Raw genomic sequence first — 15,167 nt, forward strand, 5'->3', positions numbered from 1 at the left:
CGGGAGGTGCGGCCCTTTCGGCTCAGAACGTCAGCCGATGAACGCGGCGAGGTCCTTCTCGAGCGCGGGCTTCGGCTTGGCGCCGATGATGGTCGTCTTGACCTCTCCGCCCTGGAAGACCTTCATCGCCGGGATCGACGTGATCTGGTACTTCATGGCCAGCTGGGGGTTCTCGTCGACGTTGAGCTTGAGGATGGTGATCTTGTCGGGGTTGTCCGCCTGGATCGCGTCCAGGACCGGCGCGACCATACGACACGGTCCACACCACTCGGCCCAGAAGTCCACCAGCACGGGACCGTCGGCCTGCAGAACGTCCTGCTCCCAGGTCGCCTGGCTCGTAGCCTTTGCACTCATCAGAGATCTCCTTGATTCGAGGTTCGTCTGCTACAACAGCCGACGAGGGGAAAGTGTTCCCGGACTATGCCGAGGCGGTGAGGATCTCGGCGGCCTCCGCAGCCGGGACCTCGACGGACGCGTCCTCGAGGTCCGCGAGGAAGTGCTCCGCGTCGAGGGCGGCGACCGTGCCCGTGCCGGCAGCGGTGATGGCCTGACGGTACGTGGGGTCGATGACGTCACCCGCGGCGAACACACCGGGCACGGAGGTCTTCGACGAGCGGCCGTCGACCCAGATCGTGCCCTCGGGCGTCAACTCGAGCTTGTCGTGCACGAGGTGGGTGCGCGGGTCGTTGCCGATCGCGATGAACAGACCATCGATCGGCAGGTCGCGCAGGGTGCCGTCGACCGTCGAGCGCAGCTGCACGCCGCTGACGGAGTCGCCCCCGAGGATTTCGGCGACCTCGCTGTTCCACACGAACTCGATCTTCTCGTTCGCGAACGCGCGCTCCTGCATGATCTTCGACGCACGCAGCGTGTCCTTGCGGTGGATGACGTAGACCTTCTCCGCGAAACGCGTGAGGAAGGTCGCCTCCTCCATCGCCGAGTCGCCGCCGCCGACGACCGCGATCGTCTTCTCACGGAAGAAGAACCCGTCGCACGTGGCGCACCAGGAGACGCCGTAACCGGACAGGCGCTCTTCGCCCTCGATGCCGAGCTTGCGGTACGCCGAGCCCGTCGCATAGATCACGGACTGAGCCTCGTGCTCGACACCGCTGCCGAGGATGACCTTCTTGACGGGTCCGTCGAGCTGCAGCTCGGTGACGTCGTCGTAGACGACCTCGGTGCCGAACTTCTCCGCCTGCTCCTGGAACTTCGCCATCAGCTCCGGGCCCTGGATGCCCTCGGGGAACCCGGGATAGTTCTCGACTTCGGTGGTGTTCATCAGCTCGCCGCCGACTTCGACCGAGCTCGCGATGAGCAGCGGCTTGAGGTTCGCTCGGGCCGCGTAGATGGCAGCCGTGAATCCGGCGGGGCCGGAGCCGATGATGATGACCTGACGCATGTGCTCTCCGTCTTAGAAACTGCAGTCGAATGACCTTCGAGTGCTTCAACCCATGGTAACCGCGAGGCATTCCCCCGCCAGTGCGGGAGGTTCAGCGTCCGGGGAGGAACCTGCGCACCAGACCACCGGCCGCCTTGAGCTCCGGGGCCCGCATCGCGGCGAGGATGGCGACGTAGACCACGACCACGGCGAGGCCGATGATCGCGGTGCCGACGGCTCCGAAGATCTTGTTGTCCGTGGTCCAGCCGCTCGGGCCGCCGAGAAGGAGGAACACCCCCCAGCCCGCGAACCCGGCGGGGATGGCCGCGACCGCGAACCGCAGGATGGCTGTCACCCAGGTTCCGATTCGCAGTCCACCGATCTTCCGGTGCAGGAGCCAGCTGGCGACGATTGTCTGGATCGTGCTCGCGAGAGACTGACCGAGCGCGATGGCGGCCGCCAACGCCGTGACCGGGATGATGTCGGCGACGTAGAGCCCTTGGGCGACGAGAGCCGTGATGACGATGAGAACGCTCTGAAACAGGGTGAACCAGAACGGCGTGCGTGTGTCGCCGTATGCGTAGAAGGTCCGTTGCACGATGAAGAGGACGGTGAGCGGAAGCAGACTCACCAGATAGCAGAGGAGGACGAGCGCGGCGGCTTCGGCATCGGCGGCGTTCTCGGTGAAGACGCGAGAAGCGGGAATGATGGCCGCGATGAGCGCGGCCATGGCGACAGCGATGAAGAGGAAGAGCGTCCGGATGCTGCGCGTGATGTCCGCGCGGACTTCATCATCTCGACCCGCTGCGGCGTGCTCGCTGATCTGTGTGAAATACGGCGTACCGATCGAGAGCACGATGATGGAGTACGGCAGCATGAAGATGAGCCAGGCATACTGCATCGTGGCCACCGACGCCCCGTCGCCGGCAGCGGCGAAGGCGATGCGTCCCTGGATGGTTCCCGCGGTGAGGCTCGCGATTGCCATGAGGAGAGTCCAACCCGCGAGGCGGCCGGTGGCGCCGAGACCTACACCGCGCCAGCGGAAGTCGGGCTTCAAGGAGAGTCCCGTCCGCCGCCAGAACAGGAGAAGGACTCCGGCCTGAACCACGATCCCCAGTGTCGCCGTCCCGCCCAGGGCGGCGATCATCTCCGGCGTCCAGTCAGGAACGTCCGTCAGCGGCCCCCCGAAGAAAGCGGCGATCAGGAGGAATCCGATGATGGAGATCACGTTGTTGACCACGGGTGCCCACGTGAACGGCCCGAAGATGCGGCGGGCGTTCAGCGCCTCACCGAGCAAAGCGTAGAGACCGTAGAAGAGGATCTGGGGCATGCACCAGTAGGCGAACGCGGTCGCCAGGGCCAGCTGTGCGGGATCTCCGTCCGCAGAGAGCCAGACGAGCCAGGGTGAGGCGACGGTCGCCGCACCCGCGATCACCACGAGGACGACCGTCCCGAGGGTGAACAGCTTCGAGATGTACGCGTTTCCGCCGTCGGCGTCAGCCGAAGCCTTGACGATCTGCGGCACGATCACGGCGGTGAGGATCCCCACGGAGATCAGTGAGAAGACACTGTTGGGAAGCTGATTGGCGACCGCGAAGGCGTCAGCCGCTTCGGAGTTGACCGAGCCGATCACGCCGACCAGCACGATGCTGCGCAGCAGCCCCGTGACGCGGGAGACCATGGTGCCGGCTCCGATGATGGCGCTCGCGCGTCCGAGACTAGTCACGCTTCTCCTCGGGCTCCGTGGCCACGGCTTCCTCGTCTTCCTCCGCTGTCTCACGGCGCTTGCGGCGGATGGTGCGGATCACGCCGAGGGCGATCAGGAGGACCGCGAGACCTCCGAAGATCACGAGGCCGATCGTCTCCCACTCGGCACGGACCGCGACCCGGACGGTCTGATCCCCTTGGATCTGCACACCCGTGGGGCTGTAGAGACTGAGGCGCAGATCGACCTCGCCGCTGCCCACCCGTGCCGACACCGGAACCTTCACCCGCGTCGACGAGTTGGGCTGCACGACCGTCTCGGTCATGGGTTTGACGTCGAGACGGGGGTCAGTGGGCGAGACGAAGAGCTGCACGGTCACCGGCCACGGCAGGTCGTTACGGACCGCGATCGGGAGGTCGGCGTTGGCCGCGAGCAGCTGGATGGTGCTGGACGGCGGGATGTTCACGGCGTTCAGCGTCGCCCGTGTCTGTGCCTGATGATCGGCGAGGTCCTCCGTGAACGCGTTCGCCGAGGTCCCGACGGCGAGTGTGCGGAGGATCCTGATGCGCTCGGGACTCAGCAGCACCTGCGGGTCCTCGAGGATGGACGAGAAGGCGGTGAGCTTGCCCTCGTCGGCCAGGAGCGTCGTCACGGCGGCCGAGCGCGCGGTGTCGGGTTCTGCGGTCAGAGTCGCCGCGACGGGTGTCGTCGCCCGGAGCGCGGAGAACTCGAATCCGATCGAGTCCGCCGCGGAGATCGCGTCGCGGAGAGCGTCCGCGCGGCGATTCTCATCGCGGTCCAAGCCGATGAGCAGGGGAGCGCCGGCGGAACGGGCTTGAGCGAACTGGAGCCGCGCCGTCGCTTCGGCGAGCAGACGCTGGCGGTCGACACTGTCACCCTCGGCGGCCACTTCTGACAGCACCTCGGAGGTGGTGGCATCGGTGACGAGGAGATCATGGCCCGACGCGGTCGCGTGGGCAGCGCTCTGTCCACCGACCGCCGACGAGGGAACGATCGTGGTCGTCCCCTCTCCGAGGTACCCGGTGAACGCGGCCAGGTCGGTCTCGGTCAGCGCATCGTGCGGCCAGAGGATTCGCGGCAGCGCACCCTCGACCGCGGTGAGCTCCTCATCCGTCGGGAGCGCGGTGGAGTCCGTGGGACGGGGAGTCGGGCCGGGTGTTGCGCCCGTGCTGTCCGTGGGGGCGACCGTCTCCGGCGTCTGCGGGAAGTCCGCGGCGTTCAAGAAGGGGGCGAACGTCGTCGGCTGGAGCAGCTCGGGCAACCCCGCCTGTGCCTGCGCCGTGGCATCCGCATCCCCGAACTGCACGGCGAACCGTGCGTTCGGAAGCCCGTCGAGCCGCGTGAGCCACTCCCGTGCGCTGTCAGGAGCGGCCGTGCCGAGCACCCGGATCGCCGTGAGGATCGATGGGTCGATCGCGATCACGGCCGTCGTCCCCGCGATCCCGTCGAGCTGGGCGGTCAGTGCGCCGTCGGCGGCGGTGAGCTCTGCGAGCTCTTCGGCGGTCAGCAGCGCACCGCCTTCCGGCGTCGCCGTGAGGGGAACGATGACGCCGATCTGCGTAGTCTGCGAGTCCGCCACGATCAGGACGGTCGTCGCGGTCGTGTCCGCTTCGGCCGCCGCGTCGTCGCCGGTCTTCGCTCCGGTGAGCTCCGCGCGCAGCGGGTACACGCCGGGGGCGAGGTCGCCGAGGGTGTCTTCGGGCACGAAGATCGTGGTCGTCGCGGAGGCGCCCGCATCGATCGGCTCGGTGTCGTCGGCCCCGATCGCAGCGAACTCGCCGGGAGCCTCACCGTCGTCGAGCCAGCTCGTCACCGCCGCATCGTCGGGCAGGGGCGTGCGGTTGAGCTCGACCTCGACCTGTCCACCGCTGAGCCTCGTGTCCGTGCCGTTGTCGAGAGTGAGCGTCGCCGAGGTCGACGACCCCGGAGCGATGAGTCCGCGCATGCCGGCGGAGACGTGCAGCTCGACGGTCTGATCGTCGTCCTTCGGGGCCTGGTCCGCGGCGAAAGCGGCGCCCGGCGCACCCAGGGCACAGGTGCCCGCTGCGATCGCGAAAACCGCGGCCCTGCCTGCGAGCCGATGCAGGCGCGCACGGAGGCCGGTTTCGGGGGTGATCGCGGTCATGGAGGTCTTCCTCGAGCGCCGGAGAGAGCTGCCCGTGAGTACTGACCTCCTGATTCTAGGAGGCCATATGAAGGAGAAGCCTGAAGACGCGTAGAGTGACGGCCGTGTCCGACACCCTCGCACCCGTTCCCGACCCGCTCCACAGCGCCGCTCTCGCAGCGGATCTCGATGCTGCGGACCTCCGTTCCGAGCCGCTTCGGCGACTCTGGGGAGAAGAGGCGGACGATGCCCTGGCGCGAGGGATGAGGGAGCCGATCCTGCGCGCGATCGCCGGCGACACCGGTGCGCTCGCCACTCTCGGACGCCTCTTCGTGCTCGGGATGGCTCAGCCGCGGGAGCCCGTGGCCGCCGCGCTCCCGCACCTCGGGGTGGATGGGCTCGTCGCCCTCCGCCTCGCGACCGTCGATGCCGACACCGTGACGCCCACGGCACTGCTGCGACCGCAGTCGTTCGTCGATGCGGACGGTGTCGGGGAGTGGTGGATCGCGAGCGACCTCGACGAGGTGGCACTCGACGGAGCGCTGCCCGACGATCACGTCCTCGGTGTCGGCGGCGCGTCGCGCACCCTCGCCGAGACCATCGTCCCGATCGAGGTGGACCGCGCGCTCGATCTCGGGACCGGGTGCGGTATCCAGGCGCTCCTGGTCGCGCGTCGGGCGGGCAGGGTCATCGCGACCGACATCTCCGCGCGCGCCCTCGCCTTCGCCGAGCTCAACGCGCACCTCAACGGAGTCGCCAACATCGAGTTCCGCCAGGGGAGCATGTTCGAGCCGGTCGCGGGGGAGGCGTTCGACCTGATCGTCTCGAATCCGCCGTTCGTGATCACCCCGCGCGTCGACGGTGTTCCCGCGTACGAATACCGCGACGGCGGACTGGTCGGAGACGCGCTGGTCGAGCAGTTCGTGCGCACGGCCCCGACATTCCTCACGGAGAACGGCATCGTCCAGCTGCTGGGGAACTGGGAGTCCAAGGCGGGAGTCGGGGGCCTCGCCCGCCTGGAGGCATGGGTACCGGCCGAGCTCGACCTGTGGGTGATCGAACGCGAAGAGCTCTCGCCCCTCGGGTACGCCGAGCTGTGGATCCGTGACGGTGGCACGACCCCGCGCGATCCCGGGTTCACCCCGCTGCTCACCGCGTGGCTCGATGACTTCGCCGCCCGCGGTGTGACCTCCATCGGCTTCGGCTACGTCCTGATGCGCCGGGGGTCATCGGGCGACCCGCTGCGACGGACCGAGAAGATCGGCCAGCATGTCTCGAACGTCGGTGCGGCACTGGCGACGGGGCTCGCCGCCCACGACGTGCTCACCCAGGGGATGCCGGCGACTCTGATGGTCGCCGCCGACGTCACCGAGGCGCGGCACCTGCTGCCCGGCAACGACGACCCGAGCGTGATCGAGCTGCGTCAGGGCGGGGGATTCAGTCGCACCATCGCGGTCGACCCCGCGCTCGCCGGATTCGTCGGGGCCTGTGACGGTGAACTCACCGTGGGACAGATCGTGGCGGCGCTGGCGGACCTGTTCGACGTGCCTTTGGCCGAGCTGTGGGCGGACCTCGAACCCCGCATCCGTGCCCTGATCCTCGACGGCATCCTGCTGCCGGGGGAATAGACCCCGAATACATGCGTTGGAATAGATCATGAAGGCTTTCGGATTCCTCTCTTTCGGTCACTACGCCGATGTCCCCGGATCGGCGACCCGCACAGCGGGCGACATGCTCAAGCAGACGATCGAGATCGCCGAAGGCGCCGACGAGATCGGAGTGAACGGTGCCTCGGTGCGCGTGCACCACTGGGCGCGCCAGGCCGCGTCCCCCATGCCGCTGCTCTCCGCGATGGCGGCGCGCACGAAGCGCATCGAGGTCGGCACCGGTGTGATCGACATGCGCTACGAGAACCCGTTCCAGTTCGCCGAGGAAGCGGCAGCGCTCGACCTGATCGCCGATGGACGGATCGCGCTCGGAGTGAGCCGAGGTTCACCCGAGACCGCGCTTCGCGGCTACGAGACGTTCGGCTACGTCGACGAGGAGGACACGGAGCGCGGCAGCGTGCTGGCGCGGGAGAAGTTCGACCTCTTCCTGCGGGCGATCGACGGCGAGGGTCTCGCCCCCGGTGACCCGAGGATGGTGGGAGCGGGTCGGTATCTGCAGATCGAACCGCAGTCGCCGACGCTCCGTGACCACATCTGGTGGGGATCGGGCTCTCGTTCGACCGCCGTGGAGACGGGTCGCAAGGGGCTCAACATGATGAGTTCGACCCTCGTGACCGAAGCGACGGGCCAACCCTTCCACGAACTGCAGCGCGAACAGATCGAGCTGTTCCGTTCGGCCTACAAGGAAGCCGGTCACACCGGGCGACCGCGGGTCTCCGTGAGCCGCAGCGTGTTCCCGCTCGTGTCCGACATGGATCGGGCCTACTTCGGGCTGCGCAGCGAGGAGAACGCCGACCAGATCGGTGTGATCGACGGATTCCGCTCGACCTTCGGGAAGACGTATGCCGCCGAGCCGGACGTGCTGATCGCCCAGCTGAAGCAGGACGAGGCCGTGATGGCCGCCGACACCCTGCTGCTCACGATCCCCAACCAGCTCGGCCCGGAGTACAACCTGCACGTGCTGGAAGCTTTCGCGACACACGTTGCACCGGCGCTCGGCTGGAGGCCGAACACCGACGGGCCGGTGCAGGGCGACCCGGTCTGACAGTCGGCTTCGCGGCGGATGTCCGTCGTGCGAGGGATGCGGATGAGAGCTTGCGGGGGCAAGCTCTCATCCATGAGCGAATCCATTTTCTCAGCGGGAACCGATGTGATCGTCGGCCGCGAACGCGGCACCGTCATCGACGTCCGGGCAACTCCCTCCGGTAAGTGGGTGTTCGGGGTCGAGACCGCCGAGGGCGAGGTGAGGTACTTCACCGAGAAGGCGCTACGGCTCCCCGCGGGCTAGTGTCGTGTCTCCCAAAGTCGGCGGTGACTGCAGCGCTAACCTCGAGGCATGGGGAAGAAGCTCGGACTCACGGTCAGCGGCATCGTTCTAATCGGAATCTTCCTGGCCTGGATGCTTCTGAAGGGGACCAGCGCGGTCCAAGCCTGGATCGATCCGAACCCCTTGGTTGGCTTCGTTGCCTGGGGAGTCGCGTGGCTCTGCGTACTTGGCGGAGCCGCGCTCCTCGCGCGAGTTGTCTTCCGTCAGGACTCGAATCCAGCGGGCGAGCCTGACTAGGGCGCGTCGCCGAAGGGACGGGCCGATCCGGCGATGCTGGAGTTGTGTCGCGATTTCTATCGCTGTCGGATGCCCGGTGGGATCTGATTGGCGGGTTCTTATCAGGTCCAGGGGTCGCCCGTTCTCGGACGCGCGGACAATGGTCGAGGTAATCGCCTATCGCTATCGGACAGGGATCGCATGGCGCGATCTGCCGGAGGTGTTCGGCCCGCGGCAGACGGTTTGGAAGTGGCATCGGCGGATGGCGGCCGACGGAACCTGGGATCATCGACTGGGCCGTGTTGGTCGACTCCACCATCGCTCGCGCTCATCAACACAGACCGTGACTATCGACGAGCTGGTGCAGCTCGGTCGAGAGGCCGCCGCGGGAGCGGCCGAAGCGTGATCAGTCGGCTCGATCCGCGGATTCCTCGAACCCGGCCCGATCGAGTCCGCGGCGACAAGGCGTACTCGTCACGAGCCATCCGTCAGCACCTGCGCGACCGCGGCATCCAAGCCGTCATTCCGCAACCATCCGACCAGATCGGCCGTCGCCTCCGACGGGGCCCAAAGGCGGACGACCTGTCGATTGCAACCGTGACGACTACCGGGCCAGAAACGTCGTCGAACGCCGCTTTGCCGCCCTCAAGCAATGGCGCGGCATCGCTATCCGCTACGACGAACTGGCCACCGTCTACCGCGTAGCAGCCGTCCTTAGCAGTGTCATCGCCTGGACCGCCCGTCCTAGTGCCGTGATCGTTCCCCCACCCGTGGTCGACTACATACGGTTTCGCGGAGCTGGCCAGCGGCGAGTCACACTTCATGCGAGTGCCTGGCGGGCGACGGCATCGGGGTCGGGGCGTCCGGCGACGAGCTTGACGATCGGGCCCAGCACGGCTCGCACGCTCAGGCGCCGGAGCGTGGTCTCACGCAGCCACGCGAGCACACGCCCGCGGCGGAACATGAGCCGCGCGAGCATCCGTGAGTTCGACTGCGCTGCCTCGACGCGAGGGCGCTCGACCCGCTCCCATGCCTCAAGCAGTACCGGCAGTGTTTGCCGGTCGGCGTGCGCGAGCATGCGTCCCAGCATCCAGGCCGATTCGATCGCCATTCCCGCCCCGATCCCTGCGGTCGGCAGGAACCCCGCGGCGGCGTCCCCGAGCAGTACGCCGCCGGGTAGCACCCATCGCGGAGCACGGGCGTCGTCGAGTCGCCACAGGTACGGATCCGGTGCCGTCTCGATCGCGCGCAACGATGCCTCCAGGCGAGGCCCGAGGGAATCGACCCGGTCGCGGACGGATGCGGCGAACGCGACGGGACCGTCCGCAAGGTCGGCGTCCGGACCGCCGAGGAACACACCCAGCCGGTTCTTCACGGGGTAGGCCCCGAGGAAGAACCCGTTGCCCCAGATCTCCTCGCCGAGCGTCGGATCGCTGAGATCATCCGCCCACCCCACCCAGCCCGACCACCCCGTCTCGACGACCTGCGGTGCGGCCGAACCCAGCACGGAGCGCATGCGTGAGTTCATGCCGTCGGCGCCGACGATCAGATCGAACCGACCTTCGCCGGCGGGCGACCCGTCACGGTCGACGAACAGCGCGGTGCGATCGGTCACCTGTTGCACGGTGGTGCCGAACGTCACCGGGCACCCGCTCTCGGTGAGCACCTCGATCAGAGCGCCACGCGAGATGCCGTTGTAGTCGCCGTAGACGCGCAGCAGATCGCTCATCGACTCGGAGCGCAGCATCTTGCCGCGGTGGGATCGGAACGCATAGCGCTGCATGGGTGTGCCCGCGGCGAGGTAGTCCTCGTGCACGCCGAGATCGACCAGAGCCTGGTCGACGGTCGGCATGAGCGCGAGCATGTAGCCCGGGTGGTCCATCGCGGGCATCCGATCGACGAGAACCGGATGCAGTCCGTCGCGACGCAGCAGTTGCGTGAGAGTGATGCCGGCGATGCCGGCACCGACGATGAGCACTCTCAGACGATCGTCGTGTTGTGCGGCGATCTGGGAGTCGAGTGGTGTGTCGGTGAGCATGTTCCTCCTCTGGACCACCTGGTCCAATCCCCACACTAACCCTATTGGACCGACTGGTCCAGTAGGGTGGACGCATGGCAGCGCTCACGGGGAATCACCGCGACCGACTCATCGAGGCGACGGTGGCGGAGTTCGCCTCGGTCGGATATGAGCGCGCGTCGCTGAACCGCATCATCCAGGCGGCCGGCATCAGCAAGAGCTCCTTCTATCACGCGGTCGGTTCCAAGGCGGAGCTGCTGGACGCGGTGGTCGAGACCCTGATCGCCGACGTGCGCGCGCACTGGGTCGCCCCGGAACCCGCACAGTTCGCCGGTGATGACTTCTGGCCGCGCCTCGACGGAGTGCTCACGGATCTCGGCCGACTGGCCGCGGTCGATTCCGCTCTCGGTCTGCTCGGGCGCATCTTCTACCTGCCCGTAGCGGGAGGCGTCGACGCGAGGACCACTCTGCTCGATGCCGTGCACGCGTGGGTCGCCGAGGTGCTGCAGGTGGGTGTGCGCACCGGAGCCGTGCGCGATGACGTGCCCGTGGAGGCGCTCGCCGCGGCGACGTTCGGCATGCTCCGCGGCTTGGACGAGTGGGCTCTCGACGCGACCGCTGCGGAGGCGTCGCGACGCGCTCGGGATCAGGCCGCGTTTCCGGGGATGCTCCTGCGCGGCCTGCTGGGGCGTCCCTCCTCCGCGGCGTGACACCACCGCCACCCGCCACGGGATCGTCGCAAGGTCGGCGTCCGGACCGACGAGGAACACGCAGAGCCGGTTCTTCACGGGGTAGCCCCCGAGGAAGACCCGTTGACACAGATCTCCTCGCCGAGCGCCGGATCGCGGAGATCATCCGCCCAATTTCACCTACCACGCACACGGGCTCACGCGAGCGACGGCCATTTGGGGGACAGACAGGTGGCTCGCGGGACCTCTACGGTGAACATGCCTGGTCGAGAACGGCGGCCGACGCTGATGATGACGTGAGTGAGGTTGTAGCGGTGTTCCAGGCGCAGGCGCCGAATGAGATCGCATCGGCCGTAGTTATGGATTCCGAGGTCACCGTAAGCGACAACGCGACAGCACGCGTTGACAGCGAGAGTGCTCACGTTTCGACCCCTGAAGGCACCGTGTCCCTCGGCGTGACCGCGTCGACGGACTCTGTGCTTTCTGAACCGATTCTCATGGAAGACGGCAGCGCGCTTGTCGCGATCGTCATCAACGAGCCGGTCGCTGACACGGCGTTCCGGATGCCCCTTGAGCTGCCGGACGCCGCGGCCGCGACGCTGGAGGACGACGGATCGGTCCTGATTATGAACCCCGAGGGCGAGTTCATCGCGGGCATCGCGCGACCGTGGGTGCGCGATGTGAACGGATCGGATGTTCCCACCTCGTTCGAGCTCGATGGTGACACGCTCATCCAGCATGTCGACCTGACCAGTGTCCCGGTGGACGCTTACCCCGTCGTCGCGGACCCGTGGGCTGGCCATGACCTTGTGGCGGCAGCGTGGGTGACCAGCCAGGGCGGTTCGAAGTACGTGATCAACGCGGTGCCCACCTCTTGGGGCGAGTTCTACCGTGGCATCGCGACGCTTGAGTCGCATCTCGCTGATCTCAAGGCAGATCTGGGAACCAACAAGTCGAAGGTCACATCCACGATCATCAACCAGTTCTATTGCCACGTTGCGTACGGCTGGCTCGGAGGCGGCGCCACCTACAACATGGAATCCTGGCGAAAGGACGTCCTCTGGTCCGTACAGGGAAACCCGATCACGAAGTGCAATCCGTGATGGAGCTCACGATGAATGAACCACGCAACCTCCCGACGTCGAAGCGAAACCGCACTGTTTGGGCAATCGCCGCGCTGGCAGCGATCGTCGGCATTGCCGCCGGCTACCTCGGCGGCACCGTGGACGGTGATATCCCCTGGCCTGCCACGGTGCAGGAGACGGCCACCTACAACACGTCCACGGCCCTCACCGCGATCGCAGGGGTGCTCGTGCTCGCTGCGCTGATCATCTGGGGCGTGAGGACACGTCCCAAGGCTGGGAAGGCCGTCCTGGTGATCACGGGGGCGCTCGTAGCCACCGCTGTTGTGTTCGGTGCCAGCTTCGCGGTGGGTGCCCTGTGAGCGCGCGGACCGGCATGCTCGGAGTGATCAGCGCGCTTCTGCTTCGTGACGTGCCTCATGTTGACAGGGGCACCCGGCGTGGCCGCGGAGATATCCCCCGCACCCGACTCCCTCACGTCAACGGTGGTCGGGGATCTGGACCAACTGACGCAGGATGAGATCGAAGCGCTGCGCTCCGGCTCCCCCAAGATCGTCACCGTCGACCCGTACTCGGGCGACGTCACAGACGTCGAGGTCATAACCGAGGCAGAGCTCGAAGCGACGCTCGAGGCACTGAGCCCTTCTGGACCCTCCGCACGTTCCTGGTCTACCGGGTGCGCATCCGGCAAGCCGTGCTGGCACGACAACCCGCCCGGGAACGTGCACTACCAATTCACCTTGGGCGTTACCAACGGGACATGGGACACTGTGCGCGACTTCTATACAGGCGACTACTACGCCAAGCTGTGCTGGATCCCGTGGAACTCGACTACCAAGTTCTGCATGCCTGAGCGCAACGGAACGAAGGCGCTCATCCAGATCGGGATGCAGGTCACCGGCAAGCGGGTCGACCTGAGCAAGACCCGCGCCTAGTACCTGTCGCGCTCGAAGATCGGCCCCACGGTGGAGCTTCCGGCGTGGGGCCGATCTTCGCTCTGGGACCTCTCGGCGACTTCGCCAGAGCCCGGTGCGCGCGTCGCGCGTCCCGCGAACCGACTCTCAGCTGACTCTTCATTCATCCGTACCGCCTCGAACCGGGCGCAGCCTCCGTCAGCCACGTCGGGGTGGACCGAACAACTCCTCGCCGTGCTCGTGGAGCAGCCTGTACGCATCCGCGAACGTCTCCGGCTCGGGCTCTCCCGGCTTGCCGTAGCGCGCGATCAGCAGGCCGAGAAGCCCGCGAGCAGGCGGGGTCAACGGCCTCAGCTGATCCTTCTCACCGGGTCGCGGCGCCGACTCCTCGGGGTTCGGCGGCGTGTACGCGGGGGTCGTCACCGGCCAGTCGGCGGGGTGGCGGGGTTTGTCGAGGTTGACGACGTTCAGCAGGGTGTTGGCGGACTGGTCGCGATCGTTGAGCGGCTTCAACCCGTGCAGACGGGAGAGTGTGGCGATGACCGAGCCGTGGTGCATCTCGTCATGGATGATCGAGCCGCGCTTCGTGTACGCCGAGACCGCGATCGCCGGGACGCGGCATCCGAGCCGGTCGAACGTGAAGCCCATCTCGCCGGCCTCGGTGTCGGGCGTCGGCGTGGTGGCGGCGGGCGGGGGCACGTGGTCGTAGCAGCCGCCGTGCTCGTCGAAGGTGATGAGCAGCAGGGTGTTGACCGCGTTCGAACCCGTCGCGGACGCACTCGTGCGCACGGCCTCGTAGATGTCATGGATGAGTCGGTCTCCGGCGCGCACGTCCGAAATCGCGCTGTCGAAGACGGCTTCACCCTCGACCTCGCCCTCGCGGGGGCGGCCGAACGGCGGATGGAAGTCATTGTGGTCGTAGACCATGCGGGGCTCGATGAACGCGTAGGCGGGGAGCTTCCCGTCCTTCGCCTCGGCGTAGAAGTCCTCCATGGTGCCGAAGTGCTCGGTGCGCCAGTACTTCTCGAGCACCTGGGCATGCAGCATCCCGGTGAACGACACGAGCTGGAGCTTGTCGATGTAGATCTTCCAGCTCACCTTCTCGTCTTCGAGCCGATTGAACACCGTCGGGGCTGCCGGAGCATCGAGCCACTTCTTGTATCCGCCGCCGGCCTGGTTGGTCACGAAGCCGTATGACGTCGAGGCGTGGAAGAAGGAACGGTTGCAGAAGGTCTGCGACGGGACCCCGGCGTACCAGTGGTCGAACACGGCGAACTCCGAGGCGAGCGTCGACAGCACCGGGAGCATCTCCGGAGAGAAGGAACCCATGATGTGTCTCGCCTCGTCGGGCTTCGGGTCGGCTCCCTTGCGCAATCGCCGGAAGTTGATGATGTAGTCCTCCAGGAACCCTGACATCGTGGGCTTCTCGCCGTGCGTCGGGGCGTTGAAGGGCGCGGTCATCTCGTCGACGAAGAGTTTGGCGTTGCTCGCGGGATCCACGGTGCCGAAGATCTGCGTGTTGACGTGCGGGTACTCCTCGCCGGGGTCCGGGTCGGGAAGGCTCATGATCCGGTCGGTGTCGCCCTCGTACACGTGCGCATCGACGACCGTGCCGTCGGAGGAGGTGTTGCTGTACGAGCCGAAGTCCAGGCCCTCGAACGTCTCGCCTGCCGGCAGATTCTCCCGGGAGTACAGGTATCCGAGCAGGTTGTCGAAGGAGCGGTTCTCACCCATCACGACGACGAGGTGATCGAACCCCGGCTCACTGCGCGGAGTGAGGGCCGCGAACGGATCCGGGTCGTCTGCGAAGCCGTCGCGAGGGTTGCCGGCCATCGACGCGCCGATCGCCGCGCCGCCCGCACCCCCGACCGCCGCGCCCGCGAGCGCGGCGCCCCCGATCTTGAAGAAACCGCGGCGCGAGGTGGCACGGGCGGAGGAGTCGTCTGTCACGCCCCGATCCTATGACCGTGCCCGTGTCGAGCGCAGGGGCGAAAACAGAGACGGAATGCGCGCGACCCGGCGTGTCGGGGTGGGACACGCCGGGCGT

General features: G+C 67.2%; 14 protein-coding genes and 1 pseudogene. 9 read left to right on the plus strand and 6 right to left on the minus strand.

Annotation, left to right across the window (positions count from 1 at the left end):
- Window positions 1–30: 30 nt before the first annotated feature.
- From trxA to E0W80_RS05775, 4 genes are all read right to left on the minus strand, one after another.
- Window positions 31–354, minus strand: coding sequence for a thioredoxin (trxA, locus tag E0W80_RS05760; protein WP_047522319.1), 324 nt, complete (start codon window positions 352–354; stop codon window positions 31–33).
- A gap of 64 nt (window positions 355–418) precedes the next feature.
- Window positions 419–1,399, minus strand: coding sequence for a thioredoxin-disulfide reductase (gene trxB, locus E0W80_RS05765; RefSeq protein ID WP_131491660.1), 981 nt, complete (start codon window positions 1,397–1,399; stop codon window positions 419–421).
- A 91-nt stretch (window positions 1,400–1,490) separates the two neighbouring features.
- The gene (gene murJ, locus E0W80_RS05770; protein WP_047522315.1) at window positions 1,491–3,104 is read right to left on the minus strand and encodes a murein biosynthesis integral membrane protein MurJ; all 1,614 of its coding nucleotides are present in this window, start codon (window positions 3,102–3,104) and stop codon (window positions 1,491–1,493) included.
- Window positions 3,097–5,229: a DUF6049 family protein gene (locus tag E0W80_RS05775; protein ID WP_131491661.1), complete on the minus strand. Its 2,133-nt coding sequence runs from the start codon at window positions 5,227–5,229 to the stop codon at window positions 3,097–3,099. The genes murJ and E0W80_RS05775 overlap by 8 nt, the downstream gene beginning before the upstream one ends.
- A 104-nt stretch (window positions 5,230–5,333) precedes the next feature.
- Between E0W80_RS05775 and E0W80_RS05780 the strand changes: the two genes are divergently transcribed.
- From E0W80_RS05780 to E0W80_RS19355, 5 genes and pseudogenes are all read left to right on the plus strand, one after another.
- Entirely contained in the window at window positions 5,334–6,836 is a 1,503-nt protein-coding gene (locus E0W80_RS05780; protein ID WP_346559213.1) for a methyltransferase, read from the plus strand.
- Between the two features lie 28 nt (window positions 6,837–6,864).
- The gene (locus E0W80_RS05785) at window positions 6,865–7,920 is read left to right on the plus strand and encodes an LLM class flavin-dependent oxidoreductase (protein ID WP_131491663.1); all 1,056 of its coding nucleotides are present in this window, start codon (window positions 6,865–6,867) and stop codon (window positions 7,918–7,920) included.
- Between the two features lie 72 nt (window positions 7,921–7,992).
- Window positions 7,993–8,163, plus strand: coding sequence for a hypothetical protein (locus E0W80_RS19110; protein WP_165875403.1), 171 nt, complete (start codon window positions 7,993–7,995; stop codon window positions 8,161–8,163).
- 48 nt (window positions 8,164–8,211) lie between these two features.
- A complete protein-coding gene (locus E0W80_RS05790; protein WP_131491664.1) occupies window positions 8,212–8,439 on the plus strand; it encodes a hypothetical protein in 228 nt (75 codons plus the stop codon).
- A gap of 62 nt (window positions 8,440–8,501) precedes the next feature.
- Window positions 8,502–8,756: pseudogene (locus tag E0W80_RS19355) on the plus strand (transposase); the annotation flags it as partial.
- Between the two features lie 482 nt (window positions 8,757–9,238).
- Here the strand turns inward: E0W80_RS19355 and E0W80_RS05800 are convergent.
- On the minus strand, window positions 9,239–10,456 hold the full coding sequence (locus E0W80_RS05800) for an NAD(P)/FAD-dependent oxidoreductase (RefSeq protein WP_131491665.1): 1,218 nt from the start codon (window positions 10,454–10,456) through the stop codon (window positions 9,239–9,241).
- A gap of 74 nt (window positions 10,457–10,530) precedes the next feature.
- Here E0W80_RS05800 and E0W80_RS05805 point away from each other — a divergent pair, with 74 nt between their 5' ends.
- The 4 genes from E0W80_RS05805 (at window position 10,531) to E0W80_RS05820 (ending at window position 13,141) form a co-directional block, all read left to right on the plus strand.
- Window positions 10,531–11,145, plus strand: coding sequence for a TetR/AcrR family transcriptional regulator (locus E0W80_RS05805; RefSeq protein WP_131491666.1), 615 nt, complete (start codon window positions 10,531–10,533; stop codon window positions 11,143–11,145).
- A 293-nt stretch (window positions 11,146–11,438) separates the two neighbouring features.
- Window positions 11,439–12,227, plus strand: coding sequence for a DUF2599 domain-containing protein (locus tag E0W80_RS05810; protein ID WP_131491667.1), 789 nt, complete (start codon window positions 11,439–11,441; stop codon window positions 12,225–12,227).
- Between the two features lie 11 nt (window positions 12,228–12,238).
- Complete coding sequence (locus E0W80_RS05815) at window positions 12,239–12,568, plus strand: hypothetical protein (RefSeq protein WP_131491668.1); 330 nt, start codon at window positions 12,239–12,241, stop codon at window positions 12,566–12,568.
- A 78-nt stretch (window positions 12,569–12,646) separates the two neighbouring features.
- Window positions 12,647–13,141, plus strand: coding sequence for a hypothetical protein (locus E0W80_RS05820; RefSeq protein WP_131491669.1), 495 nt, complete (start codon window positions 12,647–12,649; stop codon window positions 13,139–13,141).
- Between the two features lie 177 nt (window positions 13,142–13,318).
- Here the strand turns inward: E0W80_RS05820 and E0W80_RS05825 are convergent, their stop codons facing one another.
- Window positions 13,319–15,070, minus strand: coding sequence for an alkaline phosphatase family protein (locus E0W80_RS05825; RefSeq protein ID WP_131491670.1), 1,752 nt, complete (start codon window positions 15,068–15,070; stop codon window positions 13,319–13,321).
- Between the last annotated feature and the right edge of the window lie 97 nt (window positions 15,071–15,167).

This window comes from Microbacterium sp. PI-1, assembly GCF_004337555.1.
Classification (GTDB): domain Bacteria; phylum Actinomycetota; class Actinomycetes; order Actinomycetales; family Microbacteriaceae; genus Microbacterium; species Microbacterium aurugineum.

Excerpts from the sequence above, each read along its gene's own strand:
- E0W80_RS05800 (WP_131491665.1), bottom strand. The coding sequence starts at position 10,456 with ATGCTCACCGACACACCACTCGACTCCCAGATCGCCGCACAACACGAC.
- trxB (WP_131491660.1), bottom strand. The coding sequence starts at position 1,399 with ATGCGTCAGGTCATCATCATCGGCTCCGGCCCCGCCGGATTCACGGCT.
- E0W80_RS19110 (WP_165875403.1), top strand. The coding sequence starts at position 7,993 with ATGAGCGAATCCATTTTCTCAGCGGGAACCGATGTGATCGTCGGCCGC.
- E0W80_RS05790 (WP_131491664.1), top strand. The coding sequence starts at position 8,212 with ATGGGGAAGAAGCTCGGACTCACGGTCAGCGGCATCGTTCTAATCGGA.
- E0W80_RS05805 (WP_131491666.1), top strand. The coding sequence starts at position 10,531 with ATGGCAGCGCTCACGGGGAATCACCGCGACCGACTCATCGAGGCGACG.
- E0W80_RS05775 (WP_131491661.1), bottom strand. The coding sequence starts at position 5,229 with ATGACCGCGATCACCCCCGAAACCGGCCTCCGTGCGCGCCTGCATCGG.
- trxA (WP_047522319.1), bottom strand. The coding sequence starts at position 354 with ATGAGTGCAAAGGCTACGAGCCAGGCGACCTGGGAGCAGGACGTTCTG.
- E0W80_RS05785 (WP_131491663.1), top strand. The coding sequence starts at position 6,865 with ATGAAGGCTTTCGGATTCCTCTCTTTCGGTCACTACGCCGATGTCCCC.
- E0W80_RS05815 (WP_131491668.1), top strand. The coding sequence starts at position 12,239 with ATGAATGAACCACGCAACCTCCCGACGTCGAAGCGAAACCGCACTGTT.